The organism is Streptomyces catenulae, from assembly GCF_000718015.1.
Lineage (GTDB): Bacteria > Actinomycetota > Actinomycetes > Streptomycetales > Streptomycetaceae > Streptomyces > Streptomyces catenulae.
Genome location: NZ_JODY01000007.1, coordinates 1 through 19,553, shown reverse-complemented (window position 1 = coordinate 19,553; position 19,553 = coordinate 1). Strand labels below are relative to the sequence as shown.

At 72.0% G+C, this 19,553-nt stretch carries 13 protein-coding genes and 1 tRNA gene; 8 read left to right on the top strand and 6 right to left on the bottom strand.

Translation table 11 applies throughout. The features are described from left to right. Positions 1 to 189 precede the first annotated feature (189 nt). Positions 190 to 264 (bottom strand) — tRNA-Leu (locus tag IF23_RS0108735). A 95-nt stretch (positions 265 to 359) separates the two neighbouring features. Between IF23_RS0108735 and IF23_RS0108730 the strand changes: the two genes are divergently transcribed. Then, positions 360 to 1,028 (top strand): ANTAR domain-containing response regulator, encoded by a 669-nt coding sequence (locus IF23_RS0108730; protein ID WP_030281595.1) that lies wholly within the window; start codon positions 360 to 362, stop codon positions 1,026 to 1,028. A 103-nt stretch (positions 1,029 to 1,131) separates the two neighbouring features. On the opposite strand, the gene IF23_RS0108725 is transcribed toward IF23_RS0108730, so the two are convergent. Then, positions 1,132 to 1,605 carry a PaaI family thioesterase gene (locus IF23_RS0108725; protein WP_030281594.1) on the bottom strand — a complete coding sequence of 158 codons (474 nt, stop codon included), beginning with the start codon at positions 1,603 to 1,605 and terminating at the stop codon, positions 1,132 to 1,134. A gap of 83 nt (positions 1,606 to 1,688) precedes the next feature. After that, a complete protein-coding gene (locus IF23_RS0108720) occupies positions 1,689 to 4,004 on the bottom strand; it encodes an FdhF/YdeP family oxidoreductase (protein WP_051739434.1) in 2,316 nt (771 codons plus the stop codon). 294 nt (positions 4,005 to 4,298) lie between these two features. On the opposite strand from IF23_RS0108720, the gene polA reads away from it, so the two are divergent. From polA to pgfA, 4 genes are all read left to right on the top strand, one after another. Beyond that, positions 4,299 to 7,037 carry a DNA polymerase I gene (gene polA / locus IF23_RS0108715; RefSeq protein WP_030281592.1) on the top strand — a complete coding sequence of 913 codons (2,739 nt, stop codon included), beginning with the start codon at positions 4,299 to 4,301 and terminating at the stop codon, positions 7,035 to 7,037. Between the two features lie 552 nt (positions 7,038 to 7,589). Further along, positions 7,590 to 9,497: a lytic transglycosylase gene (locus tag IF23_RS33925; RefSeq protein WP_030281590.1), complete on the top strand. Its 1,908-nt coding sequence runs from the start codon at positions 7,590 to 7,592 to the stop codon at positions 9,495 to 9,497. Between the two features lie 129 nt (positions 9,498 to 9,626). Then, positions 9,627 to 9,761 carry an SPW_0924 family protein gene (locus IF23_RS33445; protein WP_107126897.1) on the top strand — a complete coding sequence of 45 codons (135 nt, stop codon included), beginning with the start codon at positions 9,627 to 9,629 and terminating at the stop codon, positions 9,759 to 9,761. A gap of 44 nt (positions 9,762 to 9,805) precedes the next feature. Continuing rightward, entirely contained in the window at positions 9,806 to 10,801 is a 996-nt protein-coding gene (pgfA, locus tag IF23_RS0108700) for a cell envelope lipid trafficking protein PgfA (RefSeq protein WP_030281588.1), read from the top strand. A 129-nt stretch (positions 10,802 to 10,930) separates the two neighbouring features. Here the strand turns inward: pgfA and hrpB are convergent, their stop codons facing one another. Together hrpB and IF23_RS0108690 are read right to left on the bottom strand one after the other, a co-directional pair. Then, positions 10,931 to 13,495 carry an ATP-dependent helicase HrpB gene (gene hrpB / locus IF23_RS0108695; protein WP_030281586.1) on the bottom strand — a complete coding sequence of 855 codons (2,565 nt, stop codon included), beginning with the start codon at positions 13,493 to 13,495 and terminating at the stop codon, positions 10,931 to 10,933. Between the two features lie 57 nt (positions 13,496 to 13,552). Continuing rightward, on the bottom strand, positions 13,553 to 14,380 hold the full coding sequence (locus IF23_RS0108690; RefSeq protein ID WP_030281584.1) for a class I SAM-dependent methyltransferase: 828 nt from the start codon (positions 14,378 to 14,380) through the stop codon (positions 13,553 to 13,555). Positions 14,381 to 14,751: 371 nt separating this feature from the next. On the opposite strand from IF23_RS0108690, the gene rpsA reads away from it, so the two are divergent. Next, positions 14,752 to 16,266 carry a 30S ribosomal protein S1 gene (rpsA, locus tag IF23_RS0108685; RefSeq protein WP_030281582.1) on the top strand — a complete coding sequence of 505 codons (1,515 nt, stop codon included), beginning with the start codon at positions 14,752 to 14,754 and terminating at the stop codon, positions 16,264 to 16,266. Positions 16,267 to 16,426: 160 nt separating this feature from the next. Here the strand turns inward: rpsA and IF23_RS0108680 are convergent, their stop codons facing one another. Beyond that, positions 16,427 to 17,416 (bottom strand): right-handed parallel beta-helix repeat-containing protein, encoded by a 990-nt coding sequence (locus IF23_RS0108680; RefSeq protein WP_030281580.1) that lies wholly within the window; start codon positions 17,414 to 17,416, stop codon positions 16,427 to 16,429. A 440-nt stretch (positions 17,417 to 17,856) separates the two neighbouring features. On the opposite strand from IF23_RS0108680, the gene IF23_RS0108675 reads away from it, so the two are divergent. Then, entirely contained in the window at positions 17,857 to 18,804 is a 948-nt protein-coding gene (locus IF23_RS0108675; RefSeq protein WP_078653873.1) for a proteasome assembly chaperone family protein, read from the top strand. Between the two features lie 117 nt (positions 18,805 to 18,921). After that, complete coding sequence (coaE, locus tag IF23_RS0108670; protein ID WP_030281576.1) at positions 18,922 to 19,512, top strand: dephospho-CoA kinase; 591 nt, start codon at positions 18,922 to 18,924, stop codon at positions 19,510 to 19,512. Positions 19,513 to 19,553: the final 41 nt, after the last annotated feature.

The window sequence follows — 19,553 nt, the reverse complement described above, 5'->3', positions numbered from 1 at the left end:
TCTGACTGCCGTTCCTGTCAGCGCTTCGGCCCTCTGCGTGCCGTCACGCGCGACGGGGCCCGTACGCGGAGGTCATACGGAGCGGGGAGCGCCGGGGCCCGGAGAAGAGGGCGAGAGGGTGCGATCACCATGACGGGTGAAGATCACCGATCGGCCGAGCGAGGTCCGGCCTTCGAAAATGAGGCGAAGTGCCCTGGGTGGGATTCGAACCCACACTGTCGGTGGTTTGAGCACCGTCCCTCTAACCGGTTGGGGTACCAGGGCCTTGGGAATCGAAGGCTGAGGAGCCCCCGTCGTGCTCCCACCATACAGGAGCTGGGTAGGCTAAAGGGGCACCACCTGCCTGAACGAGGAGACCCGTGAGCGCCGCCGAGCCCGAGCAGCCCGCCGCCGATGACGACCGGTCGCACGTCCCCCCGCTGACCACGCGCGTCGTGATCGCCGAGGACGAGGCCCTCATCCGTCTCGACCTCAAAGAGATGCTGGAGGAGGAGGGCTACACCGTCGTCGGCGAGGCCGGTGACGGGCAGAAAGCCGTCGAACTGGCCCGTGAGCACCGCCCCGATCTGGTCATCCTCGATGTGAAGATGCCGATCCTGGACGGTATCTCCGCCGCCGAGCGCATCGCCGGGGAGAGCATCGCCCCCGTCCTGATGCTGACCGCCTTCTCCCAGCGCGAGCTGGTGGAGCGCGCCCGGGACGCGGGCGCGATGGCGTACCTCGTCAAGCCGTTCTCCAAGAGCGACGTCGTCCCGGCCATCGAGATGGCCGTCAGCCGCTTCACCGAGCTGAAGACGCTGGAGAAGGAGGTCGCCGACCTCACCCAGCGGCTGGAGACCCGCAAGCTGGTCGACCGCGCGAAGAGCATCCTGCAGACGCAGTACGGGCTGACCGAACCGGCCGCGTTCCGCTGGATCCAGAAGACGTCGATGGATCGCAGGCTCTCGATGCAGCAGGTCGCCGAGGCGGTCATCGAGGACGCCGAGGAGAAGAAGCAGAAGGACCAGAAGGACCAGCCGGGGCAGTAGCCCGGCCGGTCCGCCCCGGGTGGCCCCGTACCGCGCGCCGGTACGGGGCCACCCGCGTATCCGGCGCCGGGGCGCGGACGGCGGACCGGCGCCGCCCGCGGGCTCAGCCGCGGTAGGCGTCCGCGGGCGCGTCCCGGAGCATGCAGGTCAGCCGCGCGGTGCAGACCCGCTTGCCCGCCTCGTCGCTGATCACGACCTCGTACGTGGCGGTGGAGCGGCCCCGGTGCACCGGGGTGGCGACGCCGGTGACCAGCCCCGCGCGGACACCGCGGTGGTGGGTGCAGTTCAGGTCCACGCCGACGGCCAGCTTCGACGGGCCGCCGTGCAGCATCGCCCCGACCGAGCCCAGCGTCTCCGTCAGCACCGCGGACGCGCCGCCGTGCAGCAGCCCGTACGGCTGGGTGTTGCCCTCGACCGGCATGGTGCCGACGACCCGCTCCGGACCCGCCTCCAGGACCTGCACGCCCATCCGGCTGCCGAGGTGCCCGGCGGAGAAGAGCGCCGGGAGGTCGAGGCCGAGCCCCGCCCACCGGTCGAGGACCTCCTGCGGAAACGTGGTGGTCTGCTCCGTGCCCAAGTGTTCGCTCCGTTCGTTCGTGCTCGTCGGTGATCCGGATGTTCCCGCCCGGCCCGCCCCCCCCGGCGCCGCCGGGCACGGGGTCACCCCTGGTCGACCCCGTCGACGCTGTCGCCCTCGCCCTCCTGCGGCCGCTCCAGCCGGATCACCACGGACTTCGACGCCGGGGTGTTGCTGGTGTCGGCGGTGTGGTCGAGCGGGACGAGCACATTGGTCTCGGGGTAGTACGCGGCGGCGCAGCCCCGCGCGGTCGGGTAGTACACCACCCGGAACCCGGGCGCGCGCCGCTCCGTGCCGTCCGTCCACTCCCCGACCAGATCGGTGTACGAGCCGTCGGCGAAGCCGTGTTCCCGGGCGTCGTCGGGGTGGAGCAGCACGACCCGGCGGCCGTTCTTGATGCCGCGGTAGCGGTCGTCGAGGCCGTAGATCGTGGTGTTGTACTGGTCGTGCGAGCGCAGCGTCTGGAGCAGCAACCGGCCCTCGGGGACGTGCGGATACTCCACGGGCGCCGCGGTGAAGTTGGCCTTCCCGGTGGTGGTGGGGAAGGTGCGGCTGTCCCGGGGGGCGTGCGGCAGCGTGAAGCCGCCGGGGCGGGCGACCTTGGCGTTGAAGTCCTCGAAGCCGGGGATGACCCGGGCGATGCGGTCCCGGATCGTCCCGTAGTCGCGGGCGAACTCCTCCCACGGCGTACCGCTCCGCCCGCCCAGGACCCGGCGGGCCATCCGGGCCACGATCGCGGTCTCCGACAGCAGCTCCGGACCGGCCGGCGCCAGCCGCCCGCGGGAGGCGTGCACCATCCCCATGGAGTCCTCGACCGTCACGAACTGCTCGGCGCCGCCCTGCACATCGCGCTCCGTACGGCCCAGCGTCGGCAGGATCAGCGCCCGCGCGCCGGTCACCGCGTGCGAGCGGTTGAGCTTGGTGGAGACGTGCACCGTCAGCCGGGCGCGGCGCACCGCCGCCTCGGTGACGTCGGTGTCGGGGGTGGCGGAGACGAAGTTGCCGCCCATCGCGAAGAACACCTTGGCGTCGCCGTCGCGCAGCGCCCGGATCGCCCGGACGACGTCGTAGCCGTGCTCCCGGGGCGGGGCGAACCCGAACTCCTTCTCCAGGGCGTCGAGGAACTCGGGCGCGGGCCGCTCGAAGATGCCCATGGTGCGGTCGCCCTGGACGTTGCTGTGCCCGCGCACCGGGCACACCCCGGCGCCGGGGCGACCGACGTTGCCCTGGAGCAGCAGGAGGTTGACGACCTCACGGATGGTGGGCACCGAGTGCTTGTGCTGCGTCAGGCCCATCGCCCAGCACACGATGGTGCGCCGCGAGGCGAGCACCATCTCCAGCGCCGCGTCGATCTCCTCCTGGCGCAGACCGGTGGCGCGCAGCGTCTCCTCCGGGTCGCATGCGCGCGCGGCGGCGGCGAACTCCTCGAAGCCGTGGGTGTGCGCGTCGATGAACTCCTGGTCCAGCGCGCCCTCGGCCTCCAGGACGCCGCGGCACAGGGCGCGGAAGAGTGCCTGGTCGCCGCCGATGCGCACCTGGAGGAAGAGGTCGGTCAGCGCGGTGCCGCCGCCCGCCAGACCGCGCGGCGTCTGCGGGTTCTTGAACCGCTCCAGACCGGCCTCGGGCAGCGGGTTGACGGAGATGATCCGCGCGCCCTCGGCCTTCGCCTTCTCCAGCGCGGTCAGCATCCGCGGGTGGTTGGTCCCCGGGTTCTGCCCGGCGACGATGATCAGATCGGCCTTGTAGAGGTCCTCCAGCAGCACGCTGCCCTTGCCGACGCCCAGCGTCTCGGTCAGCGCCGACCCGGACGACTCGTGGCACATGTTGGAGCAGTCGGGGAGGTTGTTCGTGCCGAACTCGCGGGCGAACAGCTGGAAGAGGAAGGCGGCTTCGTTGCTGGTGCGGCCGGAGGTGTAGAAGACCGCCTCGTCGGGCGATTCGAGGGCCGTCAGCTCCTCGCCCAGGATGTCGAAGGCGCGCTCCCAGGAGACCGGCTCGTAGTGCTCGGCGCCCTCGGCGAGATACATGGGGTGGGTCAGCCGACCCTGCTGGCCGAGCCAGTAGCCGCTGCGGTCGGCGAGGTCCGCGACGGGGTGCGCGGCGAAGAACTCCGGGGTGACGCGGCGCAGCGTCGCCTCCTCCGCGACCGCCTTGGCGCCGTTCTCGCAGAACTCCGCGGTGTGCCGCTTCTCGCCCTCGGGCCAGGCGCAGCCGGGACAGTCGAAGCCGCTCTTCTGGTTGACGCGCAGCAGCGTCAGCGCCGTCCGGCGCACCCCCATCTGCTGCTGCGAGATGCGCAGCGCGTTGGTGATCGCCGGGATGCCGACGGCGGAGTGCTCCGGCGCGCCGACCTCGGGCGCGTCCTGTACCGGATCGGATGCGGGCGGCTTGCCTGCCATGGCGCTCTCCCTTGAGCCGTGTGCCACCCGGCGCACGGGCCGGGCCGGATCGTTGCCGTGCACATCCGATCCTGTCATGGACCGCGGCGGGCGGGCAGGGGCCTGTGGACGGGGGCCGCGGGAGCGGGGCCCGGCCCTGTGGAAAACTCCCGCGCCGCGGCCGTCACCTGCTACGGACGGTCGCCGTCGGCCGCACCCCGGCCCGGCGCCGCGACGGCGTGCGCGAGCCCGGTCCCGGCCCGCCGCCACCCGTCGCGGCGGGGATTGTCGGTGGGGCGTGGCAGGATCGGGGGCGTGGCAGCAAAGGCAGCGAAGAAGAGCGAAAAGACCGGCACCGCAGCGGCGGGGGACGACCGCCCCCGCCTGCTCCTGATGGACGGGCACTCCATGGCCTACCGGGCGTTCTTCGCCCTGCCCGTGGAGAATTTCACCACCGCCACGGGGCAACCGACCAACGCGATCTACGGCTTCGCGTCCATGCTCGCGAACACCCTGCGTGACGAGGCGCCCACCCATTTCGCGGTGGCCTTCGACGTCTCCCGCAAGACCTGGCGCTCCGAGGAGTTCCCCGACTACAAGGCGAACCGCTCCAAGACGCCCGACGAGTTCAAGGGCCAGGTCGAGCTGATCGGCGAGCTGCTGGACGCGATGCACGTCAAGCGCTTCGCCGTCGAGGGCTTCGAGGCCGACGACGTCATCGCCACGCTCACCCGGCAGGCCACCGCCGAGGGCTTCGCCGTCTCCATCGTCACCGGCGACCGCGACGCCTTCCAGCTCGTCTCCGACGACGTCACGGTCCTCTACCCGACCAAGGGCGTCTCCGAGCTGACGCGCTTCACCCCGGAGAAGGTGTTCGAGAAGTACGGCCTCACCCCGGCCCAGTACCCGGACTTCGCGGCGTTGCGCGGCGACCCGTCGGACAACCTCCCCGGCATCCCCGGCGTCGGCGAGAAGACCGCCGCGAAGTGGATCAACCAGTTCGGCTCCTTCGCCGAGTTGGTGGAGCGGGCCGAGGAGGTCAAGGGCAAGGCGGGGCAGAATTTCCGCGACCACCTGGAGTCCGTCAAGCTCAACCGTCGGCTGACGGAGATGGTCCGCGACGTGGAGCTGCCCTGCGGCCCCGGCGCGCTGGCCCGCGAGGCGTACGACCGCGAGAAGCTGACCGTGTTCCTCAACGGCCTGGAGATCCGTAACCAGGGCCTGCGCGACCGGCTGCACGCCGTCGACCCTGGCGCCGACCAGGGCGTCGAGGAGGCCGCCGCGGCAGCCGGTGTCGAGGTCGACGGCACCGTCGCCGCCGCCGGTGAGCTGGCCCCCTGGCTCGCCGAGCACGGCACCGGCCCGCTGGGCGTCTCCACCGTCGACGTCTGGTCCCTGGGCAGCGGCAGCGTCGCCGAGATCGCGCTGGCCACGGCCGAGGGCCCGGCGATCTGGTTCGACCCGACGCAGCTCGACGAGGCCGACGAGCGGGCCTTCGCCGCCTGGAGCGCGGACGCCGACCGCCCCAAGGTCATGCACAACGCCAAGGGCCTGATGCGGGTCTTCGGCGAGCACGGCTGGCAGATCGACGGCGTCACCATGGACACCGCGCTCGCCGCCTATCTCGTCAAGCCCGGCCGCCGCTCCTTCGCCCTCGACGCCCTCTCGGTCGAATACCTCGGCCGCGATCTCGCCCCCGCCGCCGAGGCGGGCGGCCAGCTGGCCTTCGGCGCCGACGAGGAGGCCGAGGCCGATGCGCTGATGGCCAAGGCCCGTACGGTGCTGGATCTCGGCGCCGCCTTCGAGACCCGGCTCGCGGAGGTCGGCGCCGCCGAGCTGCTGCGCGACGTCGAACTGCCCACCAGCGCCCTGCTGGCCCGTATGGAGCGCGACGGCATCGCCGCCGACCGCGGCTGGCTGGAGCGGATGGAGCAGCAGTTCGCCGGGGCGGTGCAGCAGGCCGTCCAGGAGGCGCACGCCGCGGCGGGCCACGAGTTCAACCTCGGCTCGCCCAAGCAGCTCCAGGAGGTCCTCTTCGGTGAGCTGGGCCTGCCGAAGACGAAGAAGACCAAGACCGGCTACACCACCGACGCCGACGCCCTCGCCTGGCTGGCCGCCCAGACCGAGAACGAGCTCCCGGTGATCATGCTGCGCCACCGTGAGCAGTCCAAGCTGCGCGCCACGGTCGAGGGCCTGATCAAGACCATCGCCGCGGACGGCCGCATCCACACCACCTTCAACCAGACCGTCGCGGCCACCGGCCGTCTCTCCTCGACCGACCCCAACCTCCAGAACATCCCGGTCCGTACCGACGAGGGCCGCGCCATCCGCCGCAGCTTCGTCGTCGGCGAGGGGTACGACACCCTGCTGACCGCCGACTACAGCCAGATCGAGCTGCGGGTGATGGCCCACCTCTCCGAGGACGAGGGCCTGATCGAGGCGTTCACCTCCGGCGAGGACCTGCACACCACGGTCGCCTCGCACGTCTTCTCCGTCGCCAAGAGCGAGGTCGACCCGGAGATGCGCCGCAAGATCAAGGCGATGTCCTACGGGCTGGCGTACGGTCTGTCGGCCTTCGGCCTCTCGCAGCAGCTGGGCATCCAGCCGGACGAGGCGCGCAAGCTGATGGACAACTTCTTCGAGCGCTTCGGCGGCGTGCGGGACTACCTCCAGCGCGTGGTGGAGGAGGCCCGCGCCACGGGCTACACCGAGACGATCCTCGGCCGCCGCCGCTACCTCCCCGACCTCAACAGCGACAACCGCCAGCGCCGCGAGATGGCCGAGCGGATGGCGCTCAACGCCCCGATCCAGGGCACCGCCGCCGACATCGTCAAGATCGCGATGCTGAAGGTCGACGAGGCGATGCGGGCGGCCGGGCTGACGTCCCGGATGCTGCTCCAGGTGCACGACGAAATCGTCGTCGAGTTGGCCCCCGGCGAGCGCAAGCAGGTCGAGGAGCTGCTCCGCCGCGAGATGGCCGCCGCGGTCGACCTCCGCGCCCCGCTGGACGTCTCCATCGGCGTCGGCGCGGACTGGGAGTCGGCCGCACACTGACGGCCCGTCGGCCGCGGGCACCGTTCCCGCGGCCGACGGCTCCGTGAAGCCTCCGGGGCGGCGTCGCCCCTCGGGTTCCGCCTCCCCCCTGAGAGTGCCGGACCCCGTACGCGGTGGCATCTGCCCTTCCGCCGTGGGCAGTTCACCGCCGCCCGACCGCTGTCCACTCCTGCCGGGCACTCCGATGGACAAGCCGTGAATTCTCGCGGAAATAGGCGACGGTCGGAGAACATCTGGAACCTCCGCCCGTGAACGCCGTCGTGTTCTATAGGCGCGACACCTAAGCGCGGTGTCAGCAGGGGGATTCATCCGGACCGCGCGGAGGGGCACAGGGCATGGCCACCGGCCCGTTCGGGCATCGGTGGGGCCGCCTGCGGCATGCCCGAAAGTGAACGACAAGTGCTCTTTCCCGACCGATACGGTTCACCATCTCGGCCGATGATGGCGGTAGATGTGCGTCTCCAGGTGTCGTAGTGTCGCGTGCGTCGGCGCGCAGCGGAGCATGCAACGGCGGCTCCGGCGCGGCGGTTCACCGCGGAGGAGGAGGCACGCATGGCAGCCACGTTCGGGCGACGGCTCCGCCGAGGGGCCGGGTCGGCCGCTGTCGCAGCCCTGGTGGTGGCCGCCCTGACGGCCTCTCAGGCGCCGGGCGCCGTCGACCGCGCACAGGCGGCACCACACCGCGCCCCGCAGCCGCCCGCCGACTCCACCGTCGACGGCGACTCGCCCTACTACACGGACCTGCCGCCCCTCAACAGCCCCGTACCGCCCGCCGGTTCGCGGAAGAAGCCCGGCGCCCCGGTCGCCGTCGGGCCCGCCGAGGCCGGAATCCCGGCCACCGTGCTCGCCGCATACCGGAAGGCGGAGGCGAGCGTCGCCGCCGACGACCCCGGCTGCCGGTTGCCGTGGCAACTGCTCGCCGCGATCGGCAAGGTCGAATCCGGCCAGGCGCGCGGCGGCGCCGTCGACGCCGAGGGCACCACCCTGCGGCCCATCCTCGGTCCCCAGCTCAACGGCAAGGGCTTCGCCCTCATCACCGACACGGACCAGGGGCGTTACGACGGCGACCGCACCCACGACCGCGCCGTGGGCCCGATGCAGTTCATCCCCTCGACCTGGTCCCGGGGCGGCCCGGACGGTACCGGTTGGGGCGCCGACGGCAACGGCGACGGCAAGAAGGACCCGCACAACATCTTCGACGCCGCGCTCGCCGCCGGTCACTACCTCTGCGGCGCCGACCGCGACCTCTCCCTCGCCCGCGATCTGGACCGCGCCGTCCTCAGCTACAACCACTCCGAGGACTATCTGCGCACCGTCCTGTCCTGGTACGCCTTCTACCGCAAGGGCACCCACGAGGTCCCGGACGGTACGGGCGTCCTGCCCGTCCAGCGCCGCGGCGGCACCTCCGGCGGCACCGTCACCCGCGGCGGGAGCGCACCGGCGAAGCCCGGCCGCACACCGGACGACGCCGCGAAGGACGGCGCGAAGAGCCCCGGCAAGAACACCGGCAAGGAACACGAGGAGACCCGCCCGGGCGGGGGAGCGGACACCGGCGGCTCCTCCTCGGGCGGCACGGCGGGCGGCACCGGCGGCTCGGGCTCGACCGGCGGAACCGGCGGAACCGGTGGCACAGGCTCCACCGGCGGCACCGGAGGCAAGGGCGACACCGGCACCGGAGGCGGCGGCACCCCGCCCCCCACCGACCCGACCGAACCCACCGAGCCCACCACTCCCGCGCCCCTCACCGCCCTCGAACGGACCGGCGACAAGGACCTCACCGCCACCACGGGCACCACCTTCACCACCCCGCCCCAGGTGCGCGCCAAGGACGGCGCGGGCAAGCCCGTCGCCGGTGCCCCCGTACGCTTCGCGATCACCGGCACCACCGACACGCGCTTCCCGGACGACGCCACCACCGTCACCGTCACCACCGACAAGAACGGCCTGGCCACCGCCCCGGCGCTGCGCGCGGGCAAGACCACCGGCACCTTCACCGTCCGCGCCACCGCCGTCGGCCGCACCGTCCCGCCCGTCGACCTCACCACCACCGTCCAGGCGCCGCCCGCCCCCAAGGCGGACACCCTCACCCGCACCTCGGACGAGGAACTGACCGTCACCGCGGGCGACAGCTACGCCGCCGACCGCATCGAGATCAAGGCGGGCTTCCGGGGCAAGGCCGCCGCGGGCGTCCCGGTCACCGCCACCATGGTCACCGACGACGCCGACCACCCGGTCCCGAACACCGTCGGCCCCTCCTTCACCGACCCCCGGGCCACCGGCGCGGCCACCGACACCCCGGAGCGCACCCTCACCGACCTCACCACCGACGCCGACGGTCTGCTGAAACTGCCGGAGATCTTCACCGACGCCGACCACCCCGGCACCTACCGGCTCCGCCTCACCACCGCCGACGGCGCCGCCCTCACCCTGGAACTGAAGGTCACCGCGCCCGCCGCCTGACCGTCACCGCGCCACCACCGCCGTCCCGCCCGCCCCGGGCAGGGCGGCGGTGCCACGTGTTCTCATCTCGGCCGCCCGTTGCTACGGTGCCCCCTCCCTGACGAAGCATCAGCTCTCCGGGAGCCGCCCATGCGCGCCCTCACCGCAGCCGCCGCCGGTCTCGCCGCCGCGCTCCTCCTCGTCCTCACCGTCACGGCGATCGGCGCCCCCGACGGCACCACCTCGCCCAAGCCGCTGCGGACCACCGTCCCCGCGCACCCCTGACGGCGAGGACGCCGCACACCCCGCAAGGGAAGGGACGCACCGCCATGCGCCGCAAAGCCAGCCTGATACTCCTCGCCGCCGCGGTCTTCTGCACCGCACTCTCCCCGCTGCTGCGCTGGTACGCCTTCCCGCGCCTCGCGAAGGTCCCGCCCAGCCAGTACCAGGACACCGTCCTCGTCGCCGAGCCCGCCACCCTCGTCGACTACGGCACCATGAAGGCCAAGAAGGTCCCCCGGCTCACCGTCGTCCAGACCCTCAAGGGCGATGTCGCCGCCGCCGACCGCATCGAACGGACCGCGGACCGCGACGTCGTCGTCTGGGACGCGCTCACCTACGTCGCCGGACCCGACGGCAAAATGGTCTCCCAGATCCCCGAGCGCTACATCTTCGACGCCCACAGCCAGGAACCGGTCCACGCCACCGGCGAGAGCGTCGACGGCGACGCCGTGCGCCGCGACGGCATCGAGTACAAGTGGCCGTTCCTCGTCGAGAAGCGCGACTACTCCTACTACGACCCGCAGACCCGCACCGCCGCCCCCATCCACTACCGGGGCACCCGCACCTTCCACGGTCTGGAGGTCTACTACTTCGAGCAGACCATCCCCTGGACCAAGGTCCCGCTGCCCAAGAAACTGCCGGTCAAGGGCATCACCGCGGACTCCGTCCGCAAGATGGGCACCACCCGCTGGTACACCACCAAGCGCATGTTCTGGGTCGACCCCGTCACCGGCGCCCCCGTCAACGGCGAGGAGATCCACAAGGAGGAACTGCGCGGCGGCGACCTCCTCCCCGGCGGCGGCAAGGTCACCGCCTTCGCCGGACACGTCAAGATGCGCCCCGACTACGTCGACGCCGTCGTCGCCCTCGTCTCCTCCCAGCGCACCCTGGTCCTGCTCCTCACCAGCTATCTCCCCTGGGGCTTCCTCACCCTCGGCGCCGTACTCCTCGCCCTCAGCCTCACCCTGGAGGCCCGCGCCCGCCGCCCCCGCCCGACCGACCCGGCGCCCGCGGCACGGCCCGTTGTCAGTGGCGGACCGTAAGGTGACAACAGAGCTGAACGAACCGCCAGTTCCTACGCATTGACCCCGACCGCGACGACCCGTGCCACCTCGGGACCGACCACCCGGCCCCGCCCCACCACACGTCTCCGCTCCGACAACCCCTGGCCCTCAGCCCCGTTCCCTCTTCAGCCGCGCCGTCGTGTACCGCGTCGCCTCGGCCGCCGAAGGATCCTCGGGCCACGGATGCTTCGGATAACGGCCCCGCAGCTCCGCCCGCACCGACCGGTACCCGTCCCGCCAGAAGGAGGCCAGATCCGCCGTCACCGCCGCCGGACGCCCGGCGGGGGAGAGCAGATGGACCAGGACCGGCACCCGCCCGTCCGCCACCCGCGGCGACTCCTGCTGCCCGAACATCTCCTGCACCTTCACCGCCAACACCGGCTGCGCACCGCTGTAGTCGACCCGCACCCGCGAACCGCTCGGCACCTCGATCCGCTCCGGCGCCAACTCGTCGAAACGCACCGCGGCACCGGAGGCCCACGGCAGCAGCCGCCCCAGCGCCGCCCCCGCATCGACCCGCTCCAGATCCGCCCGCCGCCGCGCCCGGCCCAGCTCCACCCCCAGCCACTCCCCGGCCCGCTCCAGCAACGCCGCATCCGACACATCCGGCCACTGCTCCCCCAACTCCCCGTGGAGAAAAGCCATCCGCTGCCGCAGCGCCACCGCCCCCGCCGACCAGCGCAACAGCCCGACGCCCTCCTGCCGCAGCCCCTCCGCCACCGCCGCGCGCACCGCCCCCGCGTCCGGCGCCTTGAGCGGCCGCGCCACCAACTCGATCGCCCCCAGCCGCGCCACCTCCCGCGCCACGACATCGCCGTCCGCCCACCGGACCTCCTCACCCCGTGAGGACAGCGCCCCCGCCGCCGCGACCGCCGTCGCCTCGTCGATCACCGCCGCCAACCGCACCCGCGCGGACGCCGCCGCCACCGGACGGTCCGCCACCGCGACCGCCAACCACCGCGCCTCCCGCAACCGCGAACCGGCCTCCGCCGTCTCCGCGCGCGTCCCCGACGCCATCAGAAAACTCCCCGCACCCCGCGCCCGCGCCACCCGCTCCGGAAACGCCAACGCCGCCACCAACCCGGCCACCGCATCGTCGTCCCCGCCACCACCGGAACGCCCGGAAGCCCCCGCCTTCCCGGCGCCCTCCGGCTCGAGCCCCGTCACCGCCGACGCCAGCCGCCGGGCCTCCTGCCGCCACCGCCCCGCATACGCGTCACCGCCCCGCCGCGCCTGCCGCCACGCGGCCGCCAGATCGTCCCCGTACGACCGCGGCGGCTCCTCGCTCAACAACGCCACCACCTCGGCCGCCGGTCGCACCCCCACCTCCCGCGCACCGTCCAGCAACGCCCGCGCCAACCGCGGAGGCACCCCCAGCCGCGCCAGCCGCCGCCCCCGCTCCGTCACCCGGCCGTCCGCATCCACCGCACCGACCGCGCCCAGCACCTCCCGCGCCGCCGCCATCGCCCCCGCGGGCGGCGCGTCCAGCAACGCCAGCCCCGCCGCCGACGGATCACCCCAGCACGCCACCTGCAACGCGAACGCCGACAGCTCCGCCACCTTGATCTCCGGGTCGGGGAACCGCGGCAACCGCCCGTCCTCCCCCTCCGACCAGCAGCGGTACACCGCCCCCGGCGCCTCACGCCCGGCCCGCCCGGCCCGCTGCCGGGCCGCCGCCCGCGACGCCCGCACCGTCGCCAGCGCCCCGAGCCCCCGCGCATGATCCGTCCGCGGCACCCGCGCCAGCCCGCAGTCCACCACCACCCGGACCCCCGGCACCGTCAGACTGGACTCCGCCACCGACGTCGCCAGCACCACCCGGCGCACCCCGTCCCCACCGGCCAGCACCGCGTCCTGTACCTCCGCCGGAGCCCGCCCGTGGACCTGCAACACCTCCGCGTCCACCCCGGCCAGCAGCCCCGCGACCCGCCCGATCTCCCCGGCACCCGGCAGAAAACACAGCACATCGCCGGACCGCTCCCGCAGCGCCCGCCGCACCACCCCCGCCACATGCGTCAGCAGCGCCGGATCCACCCGCATCCCGTGCGCGGGCCGCACCGGACGCTCCGGGGGCGCCCACACGACCTCCACCCCGTGGGAGGTGCCCTCCGCCGTCACCACCGGAGCGGGCCCTTCCGCACCACCCAGCAGCGCCGCCCACCCCGCCGCGTCCGTCGTCGCCGACGCCGCCACCAACCGCAGCTCCGGCCGCAGCGCCGCCCGCACATCCAGCAGGAACGCCGCCGCCGTGTCCGCGTCCAGATGCCGCTCATGGCACTCGTCGAGCATCACCACATCGACGCCCGCCAACTCCGGATCCCGCTGCAACCGCTGCAACAGCACCCCGGTCGTCACCACCTCCACGGCCGTACGCGGCCCCACCCGCCGCTCCCCGCGCACCGTGAACCCCACCCGCTCGCCGACGCGTTCCCCCAGCAGCCACGCCATCCGCCGCGCCGCCGCCCGCGCCGCGATCCGCCGCGGCTCCGCCACCAGCACCCGCCGCTCCGGGCCATGCCCCACGAGCCCCGCCAGCTCCAACGGCACCAGCGTCGTCTTGCCCGTACCGGGCGGCGCGCACAGCACCGCGCTCCCCGGCCCGTCCAGGGCCTCACGCAGCGCGGGCAGCGCGGAACGGGCGGGCAGCAGACTCAGTACGTCATCGCGGATCACCCGCCCAGTCTGCCGCCCCGCCACCCGGACGGGCCCGCCCCCGTCAGCGCCGCGGACTCACTCCGCGACACACACGAAGATCGCCGTCCCCGGGATCAGGTACCCCCGCAACGGCGACCAGCCGCCCCACTCCTGCGTGTTCTCGTCCGGCCACTCCGGCTCCACCAGATCCACCAGCCGGAACCCGGCCGCGACCACGTCCCGCACCCGGTCACCCACCGTCCGGTGGTGCTCGACGTAGACCGCGCGCCCGCTCTCGTCCTGCTCCACGTACGGCGTCCGGTCGAAGTACGACGCCGCCACCGACAACCCCTCGGGCCCCGGCTCGTCCGGGAACGCCCAGCGGATCGGATGCGTCACCGAGAAGACGAACCGCCCGCCCGGCCGCAGCACCCGCCGCACCTCGCGCAACACCCGCACCGGATCGGCGACGAACGGAATCGCGCCATACGCGGAACACGCCATGTCGAACGCGCCGTCCCGGAACGGCAACGCCCCCGCGTCCGCCTCCACCAGCTCCACACCGCCCGCGGCCGTACCGTCCGCCGCGTCCCCGATGCGCAGCGCGTGCTGCAACTGCCGGTGCGAGAGATCCAGGGCGACCGGGTGCGCACCCTGCGCCGCCAGCCAGCGCGCACACTGCGCCGCGCCCGCCCCGATCTCCAGGATCCGCCGGCCCTTCAGCCCCTCGGCCGGACCGAGCAGCCCGGCCCGCTCCTCGTCCAGCCCCTCCGGTCCCCAGACGAACCGGTCGTCCCCGAGGAACGCGCCGTGCTCGCTCTGGTACTCGTCGGCGTTCCGGTCCCACCAGCCGCGGCTGGCCTGGCTGCTTTCCGTTGCCGAGGCATGACGTCGGGTCGCCTCCGGCTCGTACTCTTGGTTCATCGCGCCCGTCGTCGTAGTCTTCGCTGAACTTGCAGCAGTAGGGACGGCGAGGCCCTCCGGGCCCCGCGGAACATCACGCGTGCCGGTAATCGGGCGTTCTGCCCTGGGTGTGCGGCTTCGCGCATTGACCCTGCCCGGCTGCCCCCGTATGCTACAAGTTGCGCTGCGGGCTTGTGCGCCTCAGACGGAGCAGGTCGCGCTCGCATCTGTATGTATGTCCCCTCGGTTTTCGAGGCGTTTCGGTTGGCTCCGGTCTGTGCGGGGCTTCCAGGGAAATGCCTTTGACGCTGTCCGGCTTGTGCAGAAGCGATAACGGCTCTCGGCGTAGCAGTACCTACGACTTCAATGTCCGTACCGGAGCCCTTTCCCACATGACGAGCAGCACCGAGACCACCGCCACCACCCCGCAGGTTGCGGTCAACGACATCGGTAACGAGGAAGCCTTCCTCGCCGCGATCGACGAGACGATCAAGTACTTCAACGACGGCGACATCGTCGACGGCGTCATCGTGAAGGTCGACCGGGACGAGGTCCTGCTCGACATCGGTTACAAGACCGAAGGCGTGATCCCCAGCCGCGAGCTGTCGATCAAGCACGACGTCGACCCCAACGAGGTCGTCGCCGTCGGTGACGAGATCGAGGCCCTGGTTCTCCAGAAGGAGGACAAGGAAGGCCGCCTCATCCTGTCCAAGAAGCGCGCTCAGTACGAGCGTGCCTGGGGCACGATCGAGAAGATCAAGGAAGAGGACGGGATCGTCACCGGTACCGTCATCGAGGTCGTCAAGGGTGGTCTCATCCTCGACATCGGCCTCCGTGGCTTCCTCCCGGCCTCCCTGGTCGAGATGCGCCGCGTCCGCGACCTCCAGCCCTACGTGGGCAAGGAGCTCGAGGCCAAGATCATCGAGCTGGACAAGAACCGCAACAACGTGGTCCTGTCCCGCCGTGCCTGGCTGGAGCAGACCCAGAGCGAGGTCCGCCAGACCTTCCTCACCACCCTCCAGAAGGGTCAGGTGCGCTCCGGCGTCGTCTCCTCCATCGTCAACTTCGGTGCCTTCGTGGACCTGGGCGGCGTCGACGGTCTCGTCCACGTCTCCGAGCTGTCCTGGAAGCACATCGACCACCCCTCCGAGGTCGTCGAGGTCGGCCAGGAGGTCACGGTCGAGGTCCTCGACGTCGACATGGACCGCGAGCGCGTCTCCCTGTCGCTCAAGGCGACCCAGGAAGACCCGTGGCAGCAGTTCGCCCGGACCCACCAGATCGGTCAGGTCGTCCCGGGTAAGGTCACCAAGCTCGTTCCGTTCGGTGCGTTCGTCCGCGTCGACGAGGGCATCGAGGGCCTGGTCCACATCTCCGAGCTGGCCGAGCGCCACGTGGAGATCCCGGAGCAGGTCGTCCAGGTCAACGACGAGATCTTCGTCAAGGTCATCGACATCGACCTGGAGCGTCGCCGGATCTCGCTGTCGCTGAAGCAGGCCAACGAGTCCTTCGGCGCCGACCCGATGGCGGTCGAGTTCGACCCGACCCTGTACGGCATGGCCGCGTCCTACGACGACCAGGGCAACTACATCTACCCCGAGGGCTTCGACCCCGAGACCAACGACTGGCTGGAGGGCTACGAGGCCCAGCGCGAGGCCTGGGAGAACCAGTACGCCGAGGCCCAGCAGCGCTTCGAGCAGCACCAGGCGCAGGTCGTCAAGTCCCGCGAGGCCGACGAGCAGGCTGCGGCCGAGGGCGCTGCGGCCCCGGCGGCCGGTGGCGGCAACACCGGTGGCGGCAACGCCGGCGGCGGCTCGTACTCCTCGGAGTCGGCGGACAACTCCGGCGCCCTGGCGTCGGACGAGGCCCTGGCCGCGCTCCGCGAGAAGCTGGCCGGCGGCCAGAGCTGAAAAGCTCCCCGCTAGGCACTAGCCGATAGGCGAAGGCCCGCCCCCACTCGGGGGCGGGCCTTCGTCGTTCCCGGGACCGGCCGGTGGTGTTGCCCGGGCCTTGCGCCGCCCCCGTCGTGGTCAGGGTCGGCCGCCGTGGCCAGCGGATCGTTCTAGCAGGTCAGCCCACCGGGATGCCCGGATTGGCGATGCCGCGCCCACCGGTCACGGTGTTGTCGCCCGCGATCGTCACCGGGCACTTCTTCGCGTCGTAGTTGGTGATGTTGAAGCCGTAGCGGCCCTCCCCGGAGGCGCCGCTCAGGTCGGACTTGTTGCCCTTGAAGACCGTGCCGCACCCCCAGCCGGACTCCTGCGAATGCGTCTCGTAGCCGTTGTTGCTGGTGTGCCGACCGGTGTTCTTCTCGACCAGGACGTCGTTGCCCTTCACGTCGACCCAGGAGTCGTCGTAGTTCGCGCCGGTCAGCCCGCTGCCGTCGAAGGTGTTGCCGACGATCTTCGTCCCCGTCGTACCTTCCTTCACGTCGACGTTCTCGCCGCCGACGCCCGGACCGATGGTGTTGTCGAGGATCTGCACATGGTCGCTGTGGTCGTCCGTGCCGCCCGCGCTGCCGACGTACACACCCTCGCCCATTCCGCTGCCGCCCTTGCCGGTGTCGCGGATCGTCGAGTTCTTGATGACCCCGTTCTTGCTGGACTTGCGGAAGTGGACGCCCTCCATGTCCAGATCGTGCACGGTCACCGAGTCGATCACGACGCCGTCCGCGCCGTCCATCATGATGCCCTTCTGCCCGCCGGTGACCGTGATGCCCTTGATCGTCCAGTACGAGGCCCCGTTCAGATGCAGGCCGTAGCCGCCACCGGCGGTGAGGATCGCCTTGGACGAACCGGTGAGCGTGATCCGTGCACCCGAACTGCCCGCAGCCGACGTCTTGAAGTTGCCTTTGTACGTACCGTCGGCGAGCTGGATGGTGTCGCCGGGCTTCGCTTCGGTCAGGGCGGACTTGAGCTGCGAGGCGTTCGAGACGTCGATCGTGCGGGTGGGGGAGGCGGTGGGCGGACCCGCGGGGGAGGCGTCCGCGGTGCCGGTCAGGGCTGTGCCGACGGCCAGCGCGAGAGCGGCCGAAGCGGCGAGAAGAGGTCCGGTGCGCATTCATCTGCCTTTCCGTATATGAACGTGGGGCGGAAATGTGAATCGCGAGGGTGGTCGAGAAGCTAGGGGCGCCGCAGTTCGAGCGTCAAGGGTCCTGCCGGGCATAAACGAGGACACGGTTCAGAAGAGTGAACAGCCGGTGATGTGCGGGTGCACACGCCGCATCCCGCCGCCCCTCATGGCCGAGCGGCGCGCCGTCTCCGCGGGGGAGGGGAGACTCAGGGCCGCCCATGACACGGCCGACCGTGTAGCTTCCCTGGCCGGGGGCCCGGAAGCCCGCGCACCGGAGCGCTGCGGCCCGATGGTTCCGAAGGGCGGGCCCGCCGTGGCGAGCCGGAGGGGCAATCCTGGCCGGATGCCGTCGGGCCCGCGATCACAACCGGGAATGTGGCACCCCGGCCGGATGTTGTCCCGGACGGACACACGAAGGAGCGGACACTGTGTTGGATCCCCAGGGGTTGTACGAATGGGAGCCGAGCGGGCTCGCCGAGGTGGAGGGCATCGTCGCCGACGACTCCGCCGGACTGGTGCTGCTGTACCACTTCGACGGCTACATCGATGCAGGTGAAACCGGCGACCAGATCGTCGAACGGCTGCTGGACGACCTGCCGCACCGCGTCGTCGCCCGCTTCGACCACGACCGGCTCGTCGACTACCGCGCCCGGCGCCCCCTGTTGACCTTCGACCGCCACCGCTGGACGGACTACGAGACGCCCCGCATCGAACTGCGGCTCGTCGAGGACACCACCGGCGCGCCGTTCCTGCTGCTGTCCGGGCCCGAACCCGACGTCGAATGGGAGCGGTTCGCCGCCGCGGTCCGGCAGATGGTCGAACGCCTCGGCGTACGACTCTCCGTCAACTTCCACGGCATCCCGATGGGCGTCCCGCACACCCGCCCCGTCGGCATCACCCCGCACGGCAACCGCACCGACCTCATGCCCGGCCACGCCGACGTCTTCGAGGAGGCGAAGGTCCCCGGCAGCGCCGAAGCCCTGGTCGAGTTCCGGCTCGCCGAAGCGGGCCACGACGTGCTCGGTGTGGCCGCGCACGTACCGCACTACATCGCCCGGTCGCCCTACCCGGACGCCGCGCTCACGGCGCTGGAAGCCGTGACCGCCGCCACCGGCCTGGTCCTGCCCGGTGCCGCGCACTCCCTGCGCACCGAGGCGCTCCGCACCCAGGAAGAGATCGAACGGCAGATCTCCGAGGGAGACGAGGAACTGGTCGCCCTGGTCAGCGGGTTGGAGCACCAGTACGACGCGGTGGCGGGCGCGGAGACCCGCGGCAACCTCGTGGCGGAAGCGGTCGACCTGCCGTCCGCCGAGGAGATCGGCAACGAACTCGAACGCTTCCTGGCGGAACGCGAGGCGGACGGCGGGGCTGCCTGACACCGCGGGTGTACGGGGCGGGGCGCGCTGGTCTGCGTGCCTCGGGCCCCGCTCCTGGGGTTGGAGGAGCTGGGTGGTCCCGGGCGGGTTGGCAGGGCCTGCGTATAGCGTGGGCCCATGGTGAAGGTCGGACTGACAGGCGGAATCGGCGCCGGCAAAAGCGAAGTCTCGCGGCTGCTGGCCTCCTACGGTGCGGTGATCGTGGACGCCGACAAGATCGCGCGAGAAGTCGTCGCACCGGGCACGCCCGGACTGGCGGCGGTCGTGGCGGAGTTCGGCGACGGCGTACTCGCGGCGGACGGGTCCCTCGACCGCCCCAAGCTCGGCGGCATCGTCTTCTCCGACCCCGCAAAACTGCAAGCCCTCAACGCCATCGTTCACCCCCTCGTCGGAGCCCGCTCCGCCGAACTGGAAGCCTCGGCCGGGCCCGACGCCGTCGTCATCCACGACGTACCGCTGCTCACCGAGAACGGCCTGGCCCCCCTCTACGACCTGGTCGTCGTCGTCGACGCGACCCCCGCAACCCAGTTGGACCGGCTGGTACGCCTGCGGGGCATGTCCGAGGACGAGGCGAAGGCCCGAATGTCCGCCCAGGCCACCCGCGAACAACGGCTCGCCGTCGCCGATGTCGTGATCGACAACGACGGGCCGCTGGACGCTTTGGAGCGGCAGGTCCGGGGGGTTTGGGAGAGGTTGGGTGAGGGGTGAGGGGTGGGGGCGCTTCCCGGGGGCGTCCCCCTCCCCCCGCC